Origin of the sequence: Streptomyces sp. NBC_01477 (genome assembly GCF_036227245.1) — a bacterium.
Lineage (GTDB): Bacteria > Actinomycetota > Actinomycetes > Streptomycetales > Streptomycetaceae > Actinacidiphila.
In genome coordinates this window covers 3,149,044-3,167,944 of record NZ_CP109445.1, presented here as the reverse complement: position 1 = coordinate 3,167,944, position 18,901 = coordinate 3,149,044, and the positions used below count along the sequence as shown (strand labels likewise).

The 18,901-nt window shown below is 74.3% G+C and carries 14 protein-coding genes and 1 pseudogene; 11 read left to right on the top strand and 4 right to left on the bottom strand.

Annotated elements, in window-relative coordinates; genetic code table 11:
* Positions 1-143: 143 nt before the first annotated feature.
* Positions 144-572 (bottom strand): nuclear transport factor 2 family protein, encoded by a 429-nt coding sequence (locus OHA86_RS12780; protein ID WP_329175104.1) that lies wholly within the window; start codon positions 570-572, stop codon positions 144-146.
* 258 nt (positions 573-830) lie between these two features.
* Here OHA86_RS12780 and OHA86_RS12775 point away from each other — a divergent pair, with 258 nt between their 5' ends.
* Genes OHA86_RS12775 through OHA86_RS12765 form a run of 3 tightly spaced genes read left to right on the top strand, consistent with a single transcriptional unit; the run spans position 831 to position 4,257 of the window.
* On the top strand, positions 831-1,532 hold the full coding sequence (locus OHA86_RS12775) for a hypothetical protein (protein WP_329175102.1): 702 nt from the start codon (positions 831-833) through the stop codon (positions 1,530-1,532).
* A 48-nt stretch (positions 1,533-1,580) separates the two neighbouring features.
* A complete protein-coding gene (locus OHA86_RS12770; protein ID WP_329175101.1) occupies positions 1,581-3,746 on the top strand; it encodes a DEAD/DEAH box helicase in 2,166 nt (721 codons plus the stop codon).
* A gap of 40 nt (positions 3,747-3,786) precedes the next feature.
* Positions 3,787-4,257 carry a hypothetical protein gene (locus OHA86_RS12765; RefSeq protein ID WP_329175099.1) on the top strand — a complete coding sequence of 157 codons (471 nt, stop codon included), beginning with the start codon at positions 3,787-3,789 and terminating at the stop codon, positions 4,255-4,257.
* Positions 4,258-4,261: 4 nt separating this feature from the next.
* Here OHA86_RS12765 and OHA86_RS12760 read toward each other — a convergent pair whose 3' ends face one another.
* Positions 4,262-5,167, bottom strand: coding sequence for a LysR family transcriptional regulator (locus tag OHA86_RS12760; RefSeq protein WP_329175098.1), 906 nt, complete (start codon positions 5,165-5,167; stop codon positions 4,262-4,264).
* 99 nt (positions 5,168-5,266) lie between these two features.
* Here OHA86_RS12760 and OHA86_RS12755 point away from each other — a divergent pair, with 99 nt between their 5' ends.
* On the top strand, positions 5,267-6,094 hold the full coding sequence (locus OHA86_RS12755; protein WP_329175097.1) for an oxidoreductase: 828 nt from the start codon (positions 5,267-5,269) through the stop codon (positions 6,092-6,094).
* Between the two features lie 60 nt (positions 6,095-6,154).
* Here OHA86_RS12755 and OHA86_RS12750 read toward each other — a convergent pair whose 3' ends face one another.
* Positions 6,155-7,507: a glycoside hydrolase family 18 protein gene (locus tag OHA86_RS12750; protein WP_329175096.1), complete on the bottom strand. Its 1,353-nt coding sequence runs from the start codon at positions 7,505-7,507 to the stop codon at positions 6,155-6,157.
* A 136-nt stretch (positions 7,508-7,643) separates the two neighbouring features.
* Here OHA86_RS12750 and OHA86_RS12745 point away from each other — a divergent pair, with 136 nt between their 5' ends.
* The 7 genes and pseudogenes from OHA86_RS12745 to OHA86_RS12715 all read left to right on the top strand — a co-directional run bounded on the left by OHA86_RS12745 (position 7,644) and on the right by OHA86_RS12715 (position 16,604).
* Positions 7,644-8,588: a DUF4190 domain-containing protein gene (locus OHA86_RS12745; RefSeq protein WP_329175094.1), complete on the top strand. Its 945-nt coding sequence runs from the start codon at positions 7,644-7,646 to the stop codon at positions 8,586-8,588.
* A 148-nt stretch (positions 8,589-8,736) separates the two neighbouring features.
* Positions 8,737-9,489, top strand: coding sequence for a GntR family transcriptional regulator (locus OHA86_RS12740; RefSeq protein WP_329175093.1), 753 nt, complete (start codon positions 8,737-8,739; stop codon positions 9,487-9,489).
* A gap of 101 nt (positions 9,490-9,590) precedes the next feature.
* Positions 9,591-10,031 (top strand): annotated as a pseudogene (locus OHA86_RS12735) (RpiB/LacA/LacB family sugar-phosphate isomerase); the annotation flags it as partial.
* Between the two features lie 135 nt (positions 10,032-10,166).
* A complete protein-coding gene (locus OHA86_RS12730) occupies positions 10,167-10,397 on the top strand; it encodes an SPOR domain-containing protein (RefSeq protein ID WP_329175091.1) in 231 nt (76 codons plus the stop codon).
* Positions 10,394-10,795: a (deoxy)nucleoside triphosphate pyrophosphohydrolase gene (locus OHA86_RS12725; RefSeq protein WP_329175088.1), complete on the top strand. Its 402-nt coding sequence runs from the start codon at positions 10,394-10,396 to the stop codon at positions 10,793-10,795. The genes OHA86_RS12730 and OHA86_RS12725 overlap by 4 nt, the downstream gene beginning before the upstream one ends.
* Before the next feature lie 441 nt (positions 10,796-11,236).
* Positions 11,237-13,786 (top strand): SpoIIE family protein phosphatase, encoded by a 2,550-nt coding sequence (locus OHA86_RS12720; protein ID WP_329175087.1) that lies wholly within the window; start codon positions 11,237-11,239, stop codon positions 13,784-13,786.
* Positions 13,787-14,048: 262 nt separating this feature from the next.
* A complete protein-coding gene (locus tag OHA86_RS12715) occupies positions 14,049-16,604 on the top strand; it encodes a SpoIIE family protein phosphatase (RefSeq protein ID WP_329182383.1) in 2,556 nt (851 codons plus the stop codon).
* A gap of 102 nt (positions 16,605-16,706) precedes the next feature.
* Here OHA86_RS12715 and OHA86_RS12710 read toward each other — a convergent pair whose 3' ends face one another.
* Entirely contained in the window at positions 16,707-18,827 is a 2,121-nt protein-coding gene (locus OHA86_RS12710; RefSeq protein WP_329175085.1) for a TPM domain-containing protein, read from the bottom strand.
* Between the last annotated feature and the right edge of the window lie 74 nt (positions 18,828-18,901).

The following is an 18,901-nucleotide window of genomic DNA, read 5'->3' as shown; positions in this document are numbered from 1 at the left end:
TCGGCGGGCGCACGTCGGCCTACAAGGCCCCCGCCTTCTGCCGCGGCTGCGCCTGGACCTACTGGCGGCCACCGACTACCCGGACCTCGGCCACACCGCCTGCTACCGGTACCGGTAGCGCCGCGCCGCCCGCGGGCGAACCGTCACGCGCCGGCGGCCGGTCCGGGGAACAGCACCTCGGCCACGTGGTGGGTGTCGGCGTACTCCCTGACCGAGGCGATCCGGCCGTCGCGCACGACGAAGACGCCGAGGCAGCGGTTGCGGTAGGCGGCACCCGCCGCCGTGGTGCCGTCCGAGGTCCACTCGGCGACGACCTGCTCGCCGTCCGCGACGATGTTGGTGAGCGCGATGACCAGCGGGGCGCCCGGCTTGAGACGGCCGCCCATGCCGCCGAGGAAGTCCCCGACGATGCTGTCGCGGCCCTTCCACACGCCCGAGATGGGCAGATTCCCCGGGTAGTCCCAGGTGGCGTCCACGGCGAAGCTGTCGCGGACGACATCGAGGTCGCCGTCGCGCACGGCCTCGACGTAACGGGTGACGACGGCCTTCGGGCCGAGCGGTGCGGCGGTCATGGCGGTGCTCCTCGTGGTCTGCGCGGCCCTCGCGGGGCCGCTCGGTTCCCGGTCCCGGCGGGGACCGGTCGGGTGTCGCGGTCCTTGCCGGACCGTTCTGCCCCGTAACTCGTGCGACCAGCCAATACCGTCCGCCGCGCACGGTCCAACAGCTTCTCGACCGCCTTGACAACCGATGGTTGTCGCCGCCCGCCGGGTGGGGCGGAACCGCGGTCGCGCCCGTCGCCGTCCTCCGGCAGAAGAGCCTCGGGGGGCGTCGTGCAGATCGTCGAAGTGACCGGACTCGCCGTGCGGTCGGCCGTGTTCACGATGCGCCGCAAGGGCACCCCGCTGGAATTCGTGGTCTTCCCGATGACGCATGTGGCCTCGCCGACCTTCTACAGGCAGGTGCGCCGGCGGCTGCGCGACTGCGACCTGATCGTGATGGAAGGCGTCAAGGGCCGGTCGGCGGGCTTGAGCACGCTCACCCTCGCCTACCGTTTCGCGCCCCGCCGCAGGCGCAACGGCCTGGTCGCGCAGAACGACGCCGGCCTCCTCCCCGAGGGCGTACCGGTGCTGTACCCGGATGTGACCGCGGCCGAGGCGATGGCGGACCTGCGGGAGCTGCCCCGCGCGACGTACGTGCTGCTGATGGTCCTGGCGCCGCTGATGGGCCTGGTCTTCGCGCTGCGCGGGCCGCGGGCCTTCCTGGACGAGAACCAGGTGGTCGAGGACCTGCCGCCGACACTGCGGGCGGAGATGTCCGCGGGCAACGACGTGGAGCGCGCCCTGACCGTCCGCCGCGACCGCCGGCTGCTCGAAGCGCTCGACGCGATCCACACGGAGCGCCGCGACGAGCCGATCCGGGTCGCGGTGGTCTACGGTGCCGGGCACGTGCCGGCGATCGTGGCGGGCCTCGCCGAACGGTACGGCTATCTGCCGCGCGACTCGGAGTGGCTGACCGTGGTCGTCCCGGCGTGACGGCGGGCGCGGCGGGATGCCGTGGCAGGATGACCGGGGAGGGTCGGCATGCGCGATGCGGGTGGGCGGAAGGCCAGGGACGTGCTGGCGGTCGGCGGTCGGCTGCTCGGTGCCGCCCGCTCACTGCTCGCCGACCACGAGAACGCGGTCGGCGCCGTGCGCACGGCACTTGCCCCGCTCGTGGACGAACTGGCCGCGCACGAGCTGGAGTCGATACCCGCCGCCCGCCTCAAGGACGTCACGCAGGGCCGGTTGCGGCTCGGCGCCATCGAGGCGGCCGGTCACACGTCCGTACGGCAGGTGCTGGACGCCGGGCGGTACGGGCTGCGGCAGATCGCCGGCGTCGGGCCGCAGACGGCGGACCAGGCGTACGCGGCGGCCCGGCAGATCGCCGAGGCGGTCGGCGAGACCGTCGCGGTCCGTATCGACGTCGACCATCCGGAACCGCGGACGACCGCGCTCGTCATCGCGCTGCACCGGCTCGTCCAGGCCGGTCCCGACGCGGCCAGGGCCGTCGAGGCGGCGCGGCAGGCCGACGCCGAGCTGGGACCGCCGCTCGCGCGGGCCGCGGAGGCCGGCGGGTGGCTGCGGCAGCGCTTCGCGGGCCGGGAGGCCAGGGCGCGGGCGCAGGCGGCGGTCGACGCGGTGGCGGAGCTGTGCGAGCGGGCCGACCAGCGCGGCACGGCGCTGCTGATCGGGCAGGCGTCCGTGGACCTGCTGCGCGGCCCGGCAGACGAGATCGAGGCGTGGGTCGACTTCGAGCTGCGATCGGCCGACTACTACAGCCTGCTGGCCGAGCTGTCCGGCGGCGGTCCCGACGTGGCGGCGGCCGAGGGCTTCCTGCCGTCCGAGGTCGCCGAGCGGGTACGCAGCCAGCCGCTCGACGGCACCCACCGGCGGGTGTCGCTGCGCGGCTACCAGGCCTTCGGAGCGCGCTTCGCGCTGGCGCAACGCCGGGTGCTGCTCGGCGACGAGATGGGCCTGGGCAAGACGATCCAGGCCATCGCCGCGCTGGCGCACCTGGCCGCGCAGGGCGGCACGCACTTCCTGGTGGTGTGCCCGGCGGGCGTGCTGGTCAACTGGACCCGGGAGATCGGCGCCCGCAGCACGCTGCGGGCGGTGCCGCTGCACGGGGCCGAGCGGCAGGAGGCGTTCGCCGAATGGCGGGCCAAGGGCGGTGTGGCGGTGACCACTTACGACGCCCTGCGCGGCTTTCCGCCGCCGGACGGCGGACCGCGGGTGGCGATGCTCGTGGTCGACGAGGCGCACTACGTGAAGAACCCGGAGACCAGGCGGTCGCTGGCGGTCGCGGCCTGGGCCGCCCGCGGTGAGCGGGTGCTGTTCATGACCGGCACTCCGATGGAGAACCGGGTCGCCGAATTCCGCAGCCTCGTACGGCACTTGCAGCCCGGCCTGCTTGACAGGCCGGGGGCCGCGGAGAGGGCGGGGGCCGCCGGGTCGCAGGCCTTCCGGCGGGCGGTGGCACCGGCGTACCTGCGGCGCAACCAGCGCGATGTGCTGGCCGAACTGCCCGCGCTCGTCCACACCGACGAGTGGGCGGACTTCAGCGCGGCCGACCAGGACGCCTACCGCACGGCAGTGCTCGCCGGGAACTTCATGGCCATGCGCCGGGCGGCCTACGCCGACCCGGAGAAGTCCGCGAAGCTGCTGCGGCTGCGCGAGATCGTCGCGGAGGCGGCGGGCAGCGGCCGCAAGGTCGTCGTCTTCTCCTACTTCCGCGATGTGCTCGGCACGGTCGCGGACGCGCTCGGCCCCGCGGTGCACGGGCCGCTCACCGGTTCCGTCCCGCCCGCGCGGCGCCAGCAGATGGTGGACGGATTCACCGCCGCGCACGGGCACGCGGTGCTGCTCGCGCAGATCGAGGCGGGCGGCGTCGGGCTCAACCTCCAGGCGGCCTCGGTGGTGATCCTGTGCGAGCCGCAGGTCAAACCCACCATCGAGCACCAGGCGGTGGCCCGCGCGCACCGGATGGGCCAGCCGCGGCCGGTGCGGGTGCACCGGCTGCTCAGCACCACGGGGGTGGACGAGCGGCTGCTGGCGATCCTGCGCGGCAAGGCACGGCTCTTCGACGCCTACGCGCGCCGCAGCGATGTGGCGGAGGCCGTGGCGGACGCCGTCGACGTCTCCGACGTGTCGCTGGCCCGGCAGATCGTCGAGGAAGAGCAGCGCAGGCTCGCGGGCAAGGACGGGTGAGGACGGTTGACGCCGGGTCGGCGTCGGAGAGGGGAGGGCCGTGACGGCCGCACGATGGGGACTGATCGCCGAGGAGCCGAGGGGCAGGCAGGGCCGCTACGAGCCGCGGGTGGTGGCCGAGACCACCGGCACCCGGGAGGAGGCGCTGGCCTGGCTGGAGCAGGTCGTCACCGACCACCTCGGGGGCACCGGGCACAGCATCGCCAGGCGGCGGCTGTTCAGGACCGGTGACGGATTCCTCTACGTCCACGGCAACGGCATGCGCACCTCCGCAATCCGCTTCTCCGTCGCCGAGCTGATCAGCGACAGCGACGACGCGAAGGCGGCGGCAGCCACCGCCAAGCGGGCGGACAAGGAGCGCCGGGCGGCGGAGCGCAAGGCCAGGCGCGAGCGGCGCCGCACGGGGTACGCGGTCGAGGACGTCGAGGACGTCGAGGACGTCGAGGACGTCGAGGACGTCGAGGACGTCGAGGACGTCGAGGACACGGTCGAGGACCGGGCCGGGGACTGAGCGGTCACGCCCGGGCCGCGCGGGCGTGCCGGCAGGCGTCGGCGTATCCGCGGGTCAGCGGGTCGGCGGTGGCGCGGGGCCAGGCCAGTGCGAAACGGCTCGGGGCGATGCCGCGCACCGGGCGGGTCGTCACGCCGCCCAGCGTGATCAGCGGGGCGTTGCCCGCCGCCACCAGGACCACACCGAGGCCGGCGACCAGCGCCTCGTACGTCTCCTCGGTGCTCGCGACCTCCGCGCCGATCAGCGCCGGGCGGCCCGCCCTGCTGTCGGCGGCCAGCCAGTAGTCCCGCAGCGGCCCGGCGGCGGCCGGCAGCGCGAGGAAGGGCTCGCCCAGCAGGTCGGCGAAGTCGACGGTGTCGCGGGCCGCCAGCCGGTGGCCGTCCGGCAGCGCGACCAGCCGCGGTTCCTCGGCGACCACCAGCACCTCGTAGCGCTCCTGGTCGGGCAGCGGCAGCCATACGTACGCCAGATCGCTCGTGCCGTCCGCGAGCCCCGCCGTCGGGTCCGCCCAACCCACCTGCCGCAGCCGCAGAATCGTCTCCGGGTGGGTGGCGGTGAAGCGGGAGCGGACAGCGGGCAGCAGCCCGCCGCGGCCCGGGCTGGTGCTCATGCCCACCACCAGGGTGCTGACCTGCGCGGCCTTGGCGTCGCCGACCGCCGCCCACGCCCGCTCCCATTCGGCCAGCACCCGCTGCGCGTACGGCAGCAGGGTCGCGCCGACCGCGGTCAGCGCGACGCCCTTGCGGTCCCTGTCGAACAGCGGTGCGCCCAACTGCCGCTCCAGCGCCCTGATCTGCTTGCTCAGCGCGGGCTGCGACACGAAGAGCCGCTCGGCTGCCCGGGTGAAGTGCAACTCCTCGGCGACCGCCACGAAGTACCGCAGGTCCCGACCGTGAACGTCCATAACCATCGGCTATCACGAGAGGTCTTGGACCGGCAAGCGGGGCTCGCGGCAGGGTGGGTCGCAGGACGGCGCGGGACAGCGCGGGACACCGACAAGGAGCTGGCAATGAACAGGGTGTGGCTGGTCACCGGTGCGAACAGCGGTTTCGGGCGGGCGATCACCGAGGCGGCGGTGGCCGCGGGCGATGTCGTGGTCGGCGCCGCACGCCGGGTCGCCGCACTGGACGACCTCGTCGCCGCGCACCCCGACCAGGTGGACGCGCTGGCCCTGGACGTCACCGACCTCGCCGCGATCGACTCGGCGGTCGCCGACGTCATCGCCCGGCACGGGCGGATAGACGTCCTGGTCAACAACGCGGGCCGCGGCCACGTGGGGGCCTTCGAGGAGACCGCGGACGCCGACCTGCGGGAGCTGTTCGAGGTCCACGTCTTCGGTCCGGCCGCGCTCGTACGGGCCGTGCTGCCGTCGATGCGGGCCCGCAGGTCGGGGGCGATCGTCCAGATGAGCAGCATGGGCGGGCAGATGTCCTTCGCCGGCTTCTCCGCCTACAGCGGCACGAAATTCGCCCTGGAGGGCATGACCGAGGCGCTGGCGCAGGAAGTGGGCCCGCTCGGCATCAGGACGCTGATCGTGGAGCCCGGCGCCTTCCGCACCTCGCTGATGGGCAACACCTCGGCGAGTGCCGAACTCCCGGACTACGAAGCCACGGTGGGCGCCACCCGCGCCATGGTCGCGCTCGGCGACGGCACCCAGCCGGGTGACCCGGCCAAGGCGGCGGCCCTCATCATCGCCGCCCTGGAGGCCGACGCGACCCCGCTGCGCCTCCCCCTCGGCGACGACGGCATCGACGCGGTCCTCGGCCACCTCGACCAGGTCCGCGAGGACATCACCGCGTGGGAGAAGCGGGGCCGCGCGACCCGCTTCGACGGGTGAGACGGTCCCGCCCCCGGAGCCGGGCTCCGGGGGCGGGACCGCGCGCCCGCCGCTACCGGTCTAGGACAGGCCGCGGTGCAGCGCCGAGATGAGTTCGCCGTTCGCCGTGTCGCCGTCGAGGGACCAGGCCATGGCGCCGCCGAGGTGCGCGCCCCGGATGTAGGCGGTCTTCGCGGCGAGGACCTGCGGATCGTCGTAGGTCCAGAAGTTCGTGCCGTCGTAGAGCCACGCGAAGCCGTTGCGCGTATCGCGGTGCACCGCGTACGTACCGGACGCCGCGAGCGCCTTGAGCGCGTGGTAGTCCTCGTTGCCCGCCTGCCAGGTGGCCGGCGCCGGGCCGGTGGAGGGCTGGAAGAGGCCGGCCGTGCCGCCGTCGGGGACGCCGGTCCAGCCCTGGCCGTAGAAGGGCACGCCGAGGACGAGCTGGCGGGCCGGGGCGCCGCGGTGCAGCCAGTCGCCGACGGCCTGCGTGTCGCTGAAGTCGTTCGGCACCGGCGAGTTGCGCGGAGCGCGCAGCGCGGACTGCTGGTTGGTGCCGGTCTCGTAGGGGCCGTGGAAGTCGTAGCCCTGGACGGTGCCGAAGTCGAGGTACGTGAAGATCTTCCTGACCTCGAAGCCGGCGTCGATCTTCGCGGGCGCGGCCGGCAGGAAGGCGCTGAGGTCGTAGTGCTTGTGGGTCTGCCGCCCGTAGGAGTCCAGCTGCGTGCGGAACTCGGCGGCCAGCGCGGTGAAGTTCTGCTTGTCCTCGGGCCGGTAGACGGTGTCGGTGTCGCCGGAGGAGCCGGGCCACTCCCAGTCGATGTCGACGCCGTCGAAGAGGCCGGCCGCCGAGCCGGGGCCGCCCTTGCCGTCGAGCAGCGGGAGGTTGCCCTTGATGAAGATGTCCAGGCAGGAGGAGACAAGTGCCTTGCGGGAGGCGGCGGTTCGCGCGGCGTCGGAGAAGTTCGTGGACCAGCCCCAGCCGCCGATCGAGATCAGCACCTTCAGCTTGGGGTTCTTCTGCTTGAGTTCGCGCAGCTGGTTGAAGTTGCCGGCGAGCGGCTGCTCCGCGGTGTCGGCGGTGCCGTCGACGGAGGTCGCGGCGTCGACCGGGTGCTGGTAGTCGGCCCAGGCGTCGCCCTCGCCCGCGACGTTCGCCTCGAAGCACTTGCCGTCGGCGCCGATGTTGGCGAACGCGTAGTTGAGGTGGGTGAGTTTGGCGGCGGTGCCGGAGGTCTGGACGTTCTTCACCTGGTAATTGCGGGCATAGATGCCCCACTGGGTGAAGTAACCGACGCTCTTGTAGGACGGTTTGGCGGGGGAGTGCCCGCCGTGGGCCTGCGCGGTGCTGCCGCCGGTGAGGGCGGGCAGGACGGCGACCAGCGAGAGTGTGGCGGCCGTGGCGGCCATACGGCCGAGAATTCGTCGACGCATGGCGCGAAAGTATTGGTCTGGACCAATGCCGGTCAAGGGGAACGGCGGAAACGGTTCCGCCCGTGCCGCCCGGCGGCCCCCGGACCGCCCGCGGTCCCGCCGCCGCGTATGTCCGCGCGGACCGTAAACTCCCCGCGTGGACATACCCCCGCCGCCCCCGCCGCCGCCGTCCCCCGACGGTGTGCCGCCGCCCGGCCGGCCGCCGCACCAGGGCCTGCCGTCGTATCCGCAGCCGCCGCAGCCGCCACATCCGTACGCGCAGCAGCAGCCCCCGGAGTCCCAGCAGCCGTACCCGCAGCAGCCGCCGCCGAATCCGTACGCCACCGCCGGCCCCTACGGGCAGCCCTACCCTGGGGCGCAGCAGCAGCCGTTCGGCTACGCGGCGCCGGGCGGGCAGCCGGGGTACCCGGGGCAGCAGGGCTGGTACGCGCACGAGCGGACCACCAACGGCATGTCGATCGCCGCGCTGGTGGTCGGCCTCATCCCGTGCGTGCCCGTGCTCGGCCTGATCTTCGGGCTGGTGGGCCTCAAGCAGGTCAAGCGGCGCGGCGAGCGCGGCAAGGGGATGGCGGTCGCCGGGATCACGCTCTCCAGTGTGTGGACGCTCGGGCTCGCCGCGCTCATCACGCTCGCCGCGGTCGGCGTCTTCGACGGGGGCAACACCCAGGTCGGCGACCTCAAGGCCGGCCAGTGCTTCAACACCGTCGGCAAGAAACTGTCCGACTACGGGAGCGACAGCGGCACCCGCTCCACCTCGGTGGACGTCGTGGACTGCGCCGAGGCGCACGACGCCGAGGCCTTCGCGGTCTACGAGATCCAGTCCGGCGCCGACGACCCGTACCCCGGGGTGGACGGGGTCACCGACGACGCGCAGACCAACTGCGTGAAGTACGCCCGTACCTACCTGGACGGCAAGGAGCCGCGGGTGGCCGACAAGCTGTACTTCTACCTGCCGCCGGCCAGTAACTGGGCCGAGCACGAGCGCTCGGTGATCTGCTTCTTCGGCTCCCCCGACGGCCGGGTGACCGGTTCGGTGAAGTCGGGCGAGAGCCCGGCGCAGGGCACGGGTGTGGGTGTCTGAGCCGCAGGTGGGCGACGGTGTGACCGGCCGCGCCGGCGGGGGCGCGGCCGAAGCATGCGCGGAGCGTGACGCTTAGGGCAAGGCTTGCGGTTGAGTACCCAGGGTTGCGAAGCTGTCGCGGACAGTCAACCCCTGGGAGGGGCAGCCCGTGGCATTCGGTGAGCAGCCTGCGTACCTGCGCGTCGCCGACGACCTGCGCCGCAAGATTCTCGACGGCACGCTTCCCCCGCACGCCCGGCTCCCCTCGCAGGCGAGAATCCGCACCGAATACGGCGTCTCCGACACCGTCGCGCTCGAAGCGCGCAAGGTGCTGATGGCCGAGGGCTTCGTCGAGGGCCGCTCCGGCTCCGGTACGTACGTCCGCGAGCGTCCCAGGCCCCGGCGGATCGTCCGCAGCGGCTACCGCCCGGCCGGCCAGGCCACCCCCTACCGGCAGGAACAGGCGGACGAGGGCAGCAAGGGCACCTGGGAGTCGCGCAGCGTGCAGGACACGGCGTCGCTCGACGTCGCCGAGCGGTTGCGGATCGAGCCGGGCGAACGGGTGATGCGCACCCACTACCTCTTCCGCACCGAGGGTGAGCCGACGCTGCTGTCCACCTCGTGGGAGCCACTGGCGCTGACGGGGCGTACGCCGGTGCTACTGCCCGAGGAGGGGCCGGTCGGCGGGCAGGGTGTGGTGGCCAGGATGGCGGCCATCGACGTGGTGGTGGACCACATGGCCGAGGAGGTCGGCGCCCGCCCCGGGCTGGCCGTCGAGACCGCGGCGCTCGGCGGGGTGCCGGGCCATCTGGTGATCGAGATCCGGCGGACGTACTTCGCCTCGGGGCGGCCGGTCGAGACCGCCGATGTCGTCATCCCCGCGGAGAAATACCGGGCGGTGTACCACCTGCCCGTGCGGTGAGCTGACGGTCCGTCGACTTCTGGTCGAACGCATGGCCGGATCGGTGCCTCTTCGCAGCATTGCCTGCCCGCGCTGTGAAGCTCGGGCGTAGGGTCGGGCATATGCGCATCGCCGTTTCCTCGGACATGGATGAGCTCCCGGCCAGGCTGGTCGTTGACGATCTTCGTCGCCGCGGGCACATTGTGGAGGTGTTCGGCGCGCTGCGCGACGGTGATCGCGCCGACTGGGCCTGGAGTGCGGAGGCGGCGGCGCGCGCCGTCGCGAAAGGCGCCGCGGATCAGGCCGTCATCTGCTGCTGGACGGGCGCCGGCGCATCCATCGCGGCCAACAAGATTCCCGGCGTACGTGCCGCGTTGTGCGCCGACGCGTACGCCGCGCGCGGAGCACGCGTATGGAGTGACGCGAACGCGCTGGCGCTCGGGCTGCGTACGCTGTCCGGCGGGCTGCTCACCGAGATCCTCGACGCCTGGTTCGCGGCCGGCGCCGAGCAGGAGCGGGACGCCGAGGACCGCGCGAACATCGCGCACCTCGGCGTGATCGAGTCCACCGGCGCCACTGCCACTGCCCCTGCTACTTCGACCGCCGCCGTCACCGCCACTTCGACCGCCAACCCCACCGAGAACGCGACCGCTTCCGGCGCGCAGGCCGGCAGTGCAAGTGAAAGGGCATGACACCTCATGACGTCCGACCTCGTCTGGGTCCTCATACGCCAGGACGACGCCGCCAACCGCTACCGGGTGGGCCGGTACGCGACACGGGCCGAGGCCGAGCGGATCGCCGACCAGCTCGACAGCCGCGACCGTGACCGCGGCCGGCAGAACGGCCAGGAGCAGAGCCAGGGCAACGGCGTCCCGCAACCGCGCCGCTATGTCATCGAGCGCATCGCCCCCCGGCTGGCCCAGGCGTGACGGCTGCCCGGCTGGTGGTGGGCGGCGCCGTGCTGTCCGAGGGCCGGCTGCTCGCCGCCCGCCGCACGGCACCCGCCGAGCTGGCGGGCCGCTGGGAGCTGCCCGGCGGCAAGCTGGAGCCGGGGGAGAGCGCGCCGGACGCGCTGGTGCGCGAGCTGCGCGAGGAGCTGGGCGTCGAGGTCGAGCCGCTGGAAAGGGTGCCGGGCCAGTGGCCGGTGGCGGGCGGCGCGCTGATGCTCCAGGTGTGGACGGCCCGCCTGCTCTCCGGCAGCCCGCGCCCCCTCCAGGACCACGACGAACTGCGCTGGCTCCGCTCGACCGAGGTCGACACCGTCGACTGGCTCCCCCAGGACCGCCCAGCGGTCCGCTGGGCCGCCACAAGGCTCACCACCCCCTGACGACCGGCACCCGGGGGTGCTGGTCACCCGGCCCGGGCACGCCCGGCTGCCCCACCGCCGCCGGCCCGCGCGCCGCGCCCGCCGCTATGGCCGCGCCCGCGGGAGCCGCCGCTATCGCCGCGCCCGCAGAACCCGCCGCTATGTGCCGCGTCCGGCGTGCCTCTGCCGGCTCGTGGGCCGGTCACCCGGCACGGCGGCCCGCGCCCGCGGAACCTGGCGCCATTGCCGCGCCTGCGCAAGCCGCCGCGCCCGCGGAACCCGGCGCCATTGCCGCGCCCGCGCGGGTCCCCGGCCCGCCGCGTCAGCGGCTTCCGTGTCCTCCCGGTGGACGTCGTGGGGGCGCGGGGGGCGGGAGGATGGGGGAATATCGGGTAAGAAGGGATAAATCCCTGTTGGCGGCCGGGTGGAACCGGCCGCCCGACCCGGTCGGGGGTGCGAGGCATGACCGCCAGCGGCGACACCCCTGGCGCGGACCAGCCGCCCCCGAAGCGCGCCCAGCCTCCGCCGTCCGACGCGCCCGGCGGTGACGGGGGCACCATCGGAACGGGCGACGGGACGCTGCTCGACACACTGCGGGTCGCCGTCGTCATGCTCGACACCTCGGGACGGGTCCTGCTGTGGAGCCCTCTCGCGGAGGAAGTGCTCGGGTGGGCCGGCGAGCACATCGTCGGGCGGCGGGTCGGCGGGCTGTTCGGTCCGGGGGAGCAGACCCTCGGCAGCAAGCCGCCGCCGCGGCCCGTACCGTCGGCGGGACAGGCCGAGCAGATCCTCGGGGAACTGCTGCGCGGCGGGCGCTGGAGCGGCATCCTGTCGCTGCGGCACCGCGACGGGCACACCGTGCAGGTCGAGGCGCGGGCCTCGCTGCTGGTGGACGGGGACGGGCGGCCTTTCGTCCTGGCGTCGATGGTGGAGACCAGCCGGCTGCGGACCCTTGAGCACGACCTCGCCGCCCTGGACTCGCTGTTCGACTCCTCCCCGCTGGGCGTCGCGATGTTCGACAGCGAGCTGCGCTACGTCCGCGTCAACGACGCGCTCGCCCGGATGAACGGCGTGCCCGCCGCCGACCACATCGGCCGCAGGGTCGCGGACGTGATGGGCGTCAAGAGCGCCGAGTCGCTGGCCGCGCTCCAGCGGGACGTCCTGCTCACCGGGCGGCCGGTGATCGACCTGGTCTCGCCGGCGCCCGTCGGCAAGGGGCACAGGTCGCTGTCGTACCACCGGCTGGTCGACCGGGCCGGCCGGGTGCTCGGGATCAGCGCCACCGTGATCGACGTGACCGAGCGCGTCGAGGCCGCGGCGAAGGCCGAGCGGGCCCGCCGCCGCCTGGCGCTGCTCAACGACGTCGGCTCGCGGCTGGCCGGCCAGCTCGACGTACGGCGCAATGCCGAGGAGCTGGCCGCGGTGCTGGTGCCGACCTTCTGCGACTACTCGGGGGTGGACCTGCACTACCAGCTCGCCGAGGGCGGCGAGCTGCCCGTGGCGCCGTACACCGACAGCACGCCGATGCGGCAGACCGGGGTGGGGGCGATCTCGTGGAGCCCCGACGTGGTGCGGATGATAAGGCCCGGCCAGGCGGTGTCCCACGACCGCAAGTCGCCCTTCGGGCACGTGCTGGCCACCGGACAGCCCAAGCTCTTCGGCTCGCGCGACGACCTGACGAACGCGGCCTTCCCCGACGACCCCAAGGTCCGCGCGACCCTCGCCGTCGGCATCGAGTCGATGCTGGTGCTGCCGCTGCGCGCGCACGGCGTCGTCCTCGGGCTGCTGATCGTCGGAAGGACGGGCGCCCGCGAGGCGTTCGACCAGGAGGACGTGGCCCTCGGCATGGAGCTGGCCGACCGGGCGGGCGCGGCGCTGGACAACGCGCGGCTGTACGTGCGCGAGCGCCAGGGCGCCCTGATGCTCCAGCGCGCCCTGCTGCCGCGCTACACGCCCGCGGCACCGGGCGTCGACGTGGCCTATCGCTACGTGCCGGGCAGCAGCGCCGCCGAGGTGGGCGGCGACTGGTTCGACGTGCTGCCGCTGGCCGGCGGCCGGGTCGCCTTCGTCGTCGGCGACGTCATGGGCCACGGACTGCCCGCGGCGGCCACCATGGGCCGGCTGCGTACGGCGGTACGCACCCTCGCGGGCCTGGACATGGCCCCCGACGAGCTGCTGCGCCGGGTCAGCGAGCTGGGCGACGACCTGGCCCAGAACCAGGCCGAGGGCTGGATGGCCACCGCCGTGTACGCCGTCTACGACCCCTCGACCCGGCGCTGCGCCATCGCCCAGGCCGGGCACCCGCCGCCGGTGCTGGTCCAGCCGGACTCCGGGTCCGGCGGGTGCGAGGCGCGGCTGCTGGACGACCTGCCGCCCGGGGTGCCGCTGGGCGTCGGCGGCGTCCGCTTCGAGACGACCGAGCTGGACGTCCCCGACGGCACGGTCCTGGTGCTCTACACCGACGGCCTGGTCGAGTCCCGGCACCACGACATCGGCACCGGCCTGGAACGCCTCCGCTCCACCTTGTGCCGCCCGCTGGACTCCCTGGAGGACGCCTGTGACGACCTGCTCGCCACCATGGAGCCCGGCCGCGAGCCCGACGACGTGGCCCTGCTGATGGCCCGCCTCGGTACATTGCCGCGCGGTTCCACCGCCGCCTGGAGCTTCCCCGCCGAGGCCAGCGCGGTACGGCTGGCCCGCCGCCGGGTGCGGGACGCGCTCGCCGAATGGGGGCTGGCCGAGCTGACCGACGTGACGGTCCTGCTGGTCAGCGAGCTGGTCACCAATTCGCTGCGGTACGCGCACGGCCCGATCGGGGTACGGATGGTGCGCGGCGGCTCGCTGCTGGTGGAGGTGTCCGATCCGCTGCCCGACCCGCCGCGCGAGCGCGAGACCACCGAGGAGGACGAGGGCGGCCGGGGGCTGCAACTGGTGGCCGGCGCGTCCCGGCGCTGGGGGACGCGGCACGGTCCGCTGGGCAAGACCGTGTGGTTCGAACTGGCACTTCCGTGACAGCTGTGACGACTGTTCCCGTGACCGCTGCCACGGCGGACCCGTTGTGATCACCGAAATGGTTCGCGGGGCGTGTGCCGGGTATTCCGAAGACACGAGAGCGAAAGGTGCGACCGAGGTGTTCAGGGGACGGCCCCCGTGCCCCACGAGCCGAGATGATGCTGTGATCGACAAGACCGTGTGCTGGACGGTCCGCATGCTGAATACTCAGCTCCAACCGGTCCATGTGTGCTGAGCTGGAGGGGTCGGGCGAGTGAGCGACATGCCAGCAGGGGCGGTTCCGCCAGGAGACGGTACGGACGCGGCGGCACAGACCGCGGTCTGGCAGTCGAGCCCGCCCGGCTCCATCTACGACTACATACGAGTCGCGTCGTTCTCGCTCGGCCCCGACGGACGTATCGAGCAGTGGAGCGAACGCGCCGCCGAATTCTTCGGCGTCTCCGCGGAGGACGCGCTCGGCCGGGACCCCATCGCCGCCTTCGCGCCGCCGCATGTGCAGGTGCGCGGGCACGAGCGGCTCGCCGACATCCTCAACGGCCGCGAGTGGACCGGACTCGTGCCGTACAACGACGCGTCGGGCGGCGAGGGCCTGGCCGAGGTGTACGTCATGCCCGCCGACCGCGGCGCCCTGTGCATCGCCGTCGACGTGGCCACCCTGCGGCAGATCGAGACCGACCTGGCCGCCTCCCAGGCGGTCTTCGGGCAGTCCCCGATGGGCTTCGTGCTGTTCGACAACCAGCTGCGGCTGATCCGGGTCAACGACCGCTTCGCGACCGTCTTCGGCCGCCCCGCCGAGGAGCACCGCGGGCGCGGCCCGCACGACTTCCTGTCCCGGGTCGAGGCCGACCGGCTGTCCGCCGCCCTGCGCCAGGTGCTGGAGACCGGCGACCCGGTCCTCGACATGCCGCTGGTCGGCACCGTGCCCGGCGACCCGGGCCGGCGCCGCTGGTCGATCTCGCTCTACCGGCTGCACAGCTCCTCGGGACGGCCGATCGGCGTCGCGGGCCTGGCGATGGACGTCACCGGCCGGCAGCGCGCGGAGCGCGAGGCCGCGCACGCCCGCCGCAATCTGGCGCTGCTCAATGAGGCGGGCGCCCGTATCGGCACCTCGCTCGACCTGGAGACCACCGCGCGCGAACTGCTCGACGTGGCGGTGCCGCACTTCTGCGACCTGGCCTCGGTCGACCTCTACCAGGCGCTGCTGTCCGGCGCCGAGGACCTGTCGGGCACCACCGACGGCAGCGGCGAGCTGCGCAGGGTCGCCTTCGCCAGTTCGGTGTCCGACGCGCCCGTCGCCATGGCCGGCGACGACGACGACGTGTCGGCCGACGACGGCCCGGTCTCCGTCGGCTCGGTCCACCGCTACCGCTTCAGCTCCGCCAGCGCCCGCGCGCTGCGCACCGCCCAGCCGCAGGTGCTCGACGGCGACGGCGGGCAGGACCTGGGCGGCGCCCTGGTGCAGTCCACCCTCGTGGTGCCGATGGTCGCCCGCGACATGGTGCTCGGCCTGGTGCAGTTCTCCCGCGCCAAGGGCAGCGAGCCCTTCACCGAACGCGACCGGATGCTGGCCGAGGAATTGGCCGCCCGGGCGGCGATCTTCATCGACAACGCCCGCCTCTACCGCCGCGAGCACGAACGCGCCCTGATCCTCCAGCGCAGCCTGCTGCCGCCGGACGACCCCGAGGCCGCGGGCCTCGACATCGCCTGCCGCTATCTGCCGGGCAGCATGGAGACCGAGGTCGGCGGCGACTGGTTCGACGTCATCGGGCTGCCGGGCCACCGCACCGCCCTGGTCGTCGGCGACGTCATGGGCCGCGGCCTGCGGGCCGCCGTCGCGATGGGCGAACTGCGGACGGCCGTCCGCACCCTGGCGATGCTCGACCTGGAGCCCGGCGAGGTGATGAGCGCCCTGGACGAGGTCGTACGCGGCCTGGGCGCGCCCACCCCCGGCCGCGCGGGCAAGACCAAGAAGCGCGGCGAATCCGACCTCACCGAGGTCTACCTGGCCACCTGCGTCTACGTCGTCTACGACGCCGTCACCCGCCGCTGCACCATCGCCAACGCGGGCCATCTCCCGCCGGCCGTCGTGGAGCCGGGCGAGTCGCCGCTGCTGCTGGAACTGCCCAGGGGAGTACCGCTGGGCGTCGGCGGCGAACCGTTCGAGGAGAGCGAGGTCGAGCTGCCCGAGGGCGCGCTGCTCGCCCTCTACACCGACGGCCTGGTCGAATCGCGCAGCCTGCCGCTGGACGAGGGCCTCGACGCCTTCCGGCTCTCCCTCGACGGCCCCGACCGGCCCCTTGAGGACATCTGCGACCACGTGCTCGCCACCCTGGACACCGCGCACGGCGAGGACGACATCGCGCTGCTGATGGCCAGGATCCAGGGCCTGCCGGCCGACCAGGTCGGCGACTGGACGCTCAAGCCGCAGCCCACTTCGGTGGCACGAGCCCGCGAAGTGGCCCACGAGCAGCTGCTCGCCTGGGATCTCGGCGACCTGGTCGACACCACCGAGCTGCTGGTCAGCGAGCTGGTCACCAATGCGCTGCGGCACGGCTACGGCGACATCAGGCTGCGGCTGCTGCTGGACCGCACGTTGGTGTGCGAGGTGTGGGACAGCGCCCTGGTCCAGCCGCGCCGCCGCCGCGCCCGCGACACCGACGAGGGCGGGCGCGGGCTGCAACTGGTCACCATGCTCAGCGAGAGCTGGGGCAGCAGGCGTACCCACCGGGGCAAGACCGTATGGTTCGAACTCGCCCTGCCCGGACGCCAGTCCCATGTCGTCACCCCCACCGTGGACGAGCTGCTGAGCATGTTCTGACCCCGGCCCCCGGCCGGCCGGACCAGGCAGCCGGCGGGCCAGGTGGCCCGCCCGGGCCGGACGGTCAGTCGGCGCGGTGCCGCCGCGGTGCCGCGGGTCCGTTCAGAAGCGTCCGCCGCCGCCCATCCGGCCGCGGGTCTCGCCGCCGCCGAAGCTGCCGGGTCCCGCGCCGCCGAAGCCGGCGCCGCCGCCCATGCTGCGCATACCGCCCAGGCCGCCGAAACCGCCGCTGCCGCCGCGCCCGCCGCCGAACAGCTCACCGAGGATGATCCCGCCGAGCATGGCCCCGCCGATGCCGTTCATGTCCGGGCCGCCGCGGCGACCGCTCCAGGAGTCCGTGCCGAAGCCGCCGACGTCCCGCCGGGCCAGCCGCTGCGCCTCCCGGGCCAGCCGGTCGGCGTCCTGGGCGTGCGTCAGGGCGGCGGTGGCGTCGGCCGGGGCCGCGGTCCGCGCCTGCTGGAGGCGGCGTTCGGCCTCCGCGAGCCGGGTACGCGCCTGGCTGCCGATCGCGCCCCGGTGGGTGGTGATCACGTCGCGGGCCGCCGCGACCTCGCTGCGGGCCGCGAGCAGCGCCTGGTCGAGCAGCCCGCGCGCCCGCCGCCCGCCGACCTCCTGCTCCCGCGCCCCGGCCGGCGGCTCGTCCAGTCCCGCGTCCGCCTCCTCCACCCGCCGCAGCGCCGCGATCGGGTCGTACCGCCCGCCCGCCAGCTCCTCGCGTACGCCGGCCGCCACCGTCTCGGCCCTGGCGATCCGCCCCCGCAGGTCCGCGGTGCCGCCGGGGGCGCCGTCCGCGCCGAGCAGCCCGCGGGCCCGCGCCAGGCCGGCGTCCATCTCGGCCAGGGCCGCGCGCAGGCGGGCGTCGGCGGCGTGCACGTCGTCGGCGCGGCGGGTGACGGAGTCGGCCAGGGTGGTGGCCTGGTCGAGCGCGCTCTCGGCCGCGCGGACGAAGACGGCGGCGCGGCCGTGGTCGGTGCCGATCGCCGCACGGGCCTGGTCGAGGCTGGCGTAGGCGAATTCCAGCCGGTCGCGGGCCTCGGCGGGATGCCCGGCGACCGGTTCGACGGCCGAGTCGGCGTAATCGGCGGCCAGCGGCGCGAGCGCGGTCTCGGCCGCCGCGATCCGGCCCGGCAGCGTGGCGGCCTTCGCCTCGGCCTGCTCCAGCACCTGCGGCGCGTTCGCCTCCATCGCCCGCAGCCGGTCGAACGCCTCGGACTCCGCGTCGAGCCGCCGGTTGGCCTGGGTGCAGCGCGACAGGATCTCGTCCAGCGTCTGCCGCCTGGCCGCGTCGTCCCCGGGGAAGGCGTCGTCCAGCTTCTGCCGCAGCCGGAAGGCGGCGGCCAGCTCGCCCCTGGCGTAGTCCACCGCCTCGGTGAAGGGCTGCGCCGCCGCCTCGCCGAACTGCGCCGCGGCGAAGCCGACGTCCTCCTGGCTGGTGCGCACCGCGTCGTCCGTGGCCACCAGCAGCTGCCCGGCCTGCGCGTCCAGCTCGGGCAGCGGCGTCGGCCTCGGGGCGTAGCGGCGCCCGCGCCCGCCGGGACCCGGCGCGCCGCCGGCGCCGGCGGGCTCGGGACCGCGTCCCGCCGCGGTCGTGCGCCGCCGCTTGACGGCGTAGCCGATCAGCAGGCCCGCCGCGGCCACCGCGACCACCGGGATCCACAGGTCGGCGGCGCCGTTGTCGGCCGCCGTGCCGGCGCCCGGGTCCACCGCGCCCGGGACGATGGCGGGGGCGGCGACCGGACGCCCGGCCAGCGCCGCGTCACAGCCGTTCGCGGCGCCCACCGCCGCGCCCGCCCAGTCGTTCTGCCGCACCGCGGGTGCGACGGCGGTGGAGCCGACCTCGTCGAGCTGGGCCTGGGTGAGCCCGGAGTCCTGGTCGGCGGAGACCGCGTACTGCCGGTCGCGAGTGGCGACGGCCAGCAGGATGTCCTGCCGGCCGAGCCCGCTCCTGGTCGCCGCGGTATTGGCCCAGTCCTGCGGGCTGCGGCCGGAGAAACCGTTGACGTAGGCGACGAAGAGCCGGAGGTGCCGGGTGTCGTAGAGGCGGTCGAGCGCGGTCGTGACCTGGGACGTCCGGCCCTGGAGCGCGCCGACCCTGTCGGTGACCCGGCCGCTCCTGGACAGCGCGACCGGGTCGTCGGCGCGGGCGAGGCCCGGGAGCGGGAGCAGCACCGCGAGCCCGAGCGCACCCAGCGCCGCGCACCACCGTAGGACTCGCCGCCTCATGCGCACCGCGCCCTTCGCCGCGCCACGTCTCCACCGCGTGGCTGTCCTCGGAGGCTATGCGCGGGATGTGCGGT

Excerpts from the sequence above, each read along its gene's own strand:
- OHA86_RS12755 (WP_329175097.1), top strand. The coding sequence starts at position 5,267 with ATGAACAGGGTGTGGCTGGTCACCGGTGCGAACAGCGGTTTCGGGCGG.
- OHA86_RS12760 (WP_329175098.1), bottom strand. The coding sequence starts at position 5,167 with ATGGTTATGGACGTTCACGGTCGGGACCTGCGGTACTTCGTGGCGGTC.
- OHA86_RS12710 (WP_329175085.1), bottom strand. The coding sequence starts at position 18,827 with ATGAGGCGGCGAGTCCTACGGTGGTGCGCGGCGCTGGGTGCGCTCGGG.
- OHA86_RS12750 (WP_329175096.1), bottom strand. The coding sequence starts at position 7,507 with ATGCGTCGACGAATTCTCGGCCGTATGGCCGCCACGGCCGCCACACTC.
- OHA86_RS12780 (WP_329175104.1), bottom strand. The coding sequence starts at position 572 with ATGACCGCCGCACCGCTCGGCCCGAAGGCCGTCGTCACCCGTTACGTC.
- OHA86_RS12715 (WP_329182383.1), top strand. The coding sequence starts at position 14,049 with ATGCCAGCAGGGGCGGTTCCGCCAGGAGACGGTACGGACGCGGCGGCA.
- OHA86_RS12730 (WP_329175091.1), top strand. The coding sequence starts at position 10,167 with ATGACGTCCGACCTCGTCTGGGTCCTCATACGCCAGGACGACGCCGCC.
- OHA86_RS12720 (WP_329175087.1), top strand. The coding sequence starts at position 11,237 with ATGACCGCCAGCGGCGACACCCCTGGCGCGGACCAGCCGCCCCCGAAG.
- OHA86_RS12770 (WP_329175101.1), top strand. The coding sequence starts at position 1,581 with ATGCGCGATGCGGGTGGGCGGAAGGCCAGGGACGTGCTGGCGGTCGGC.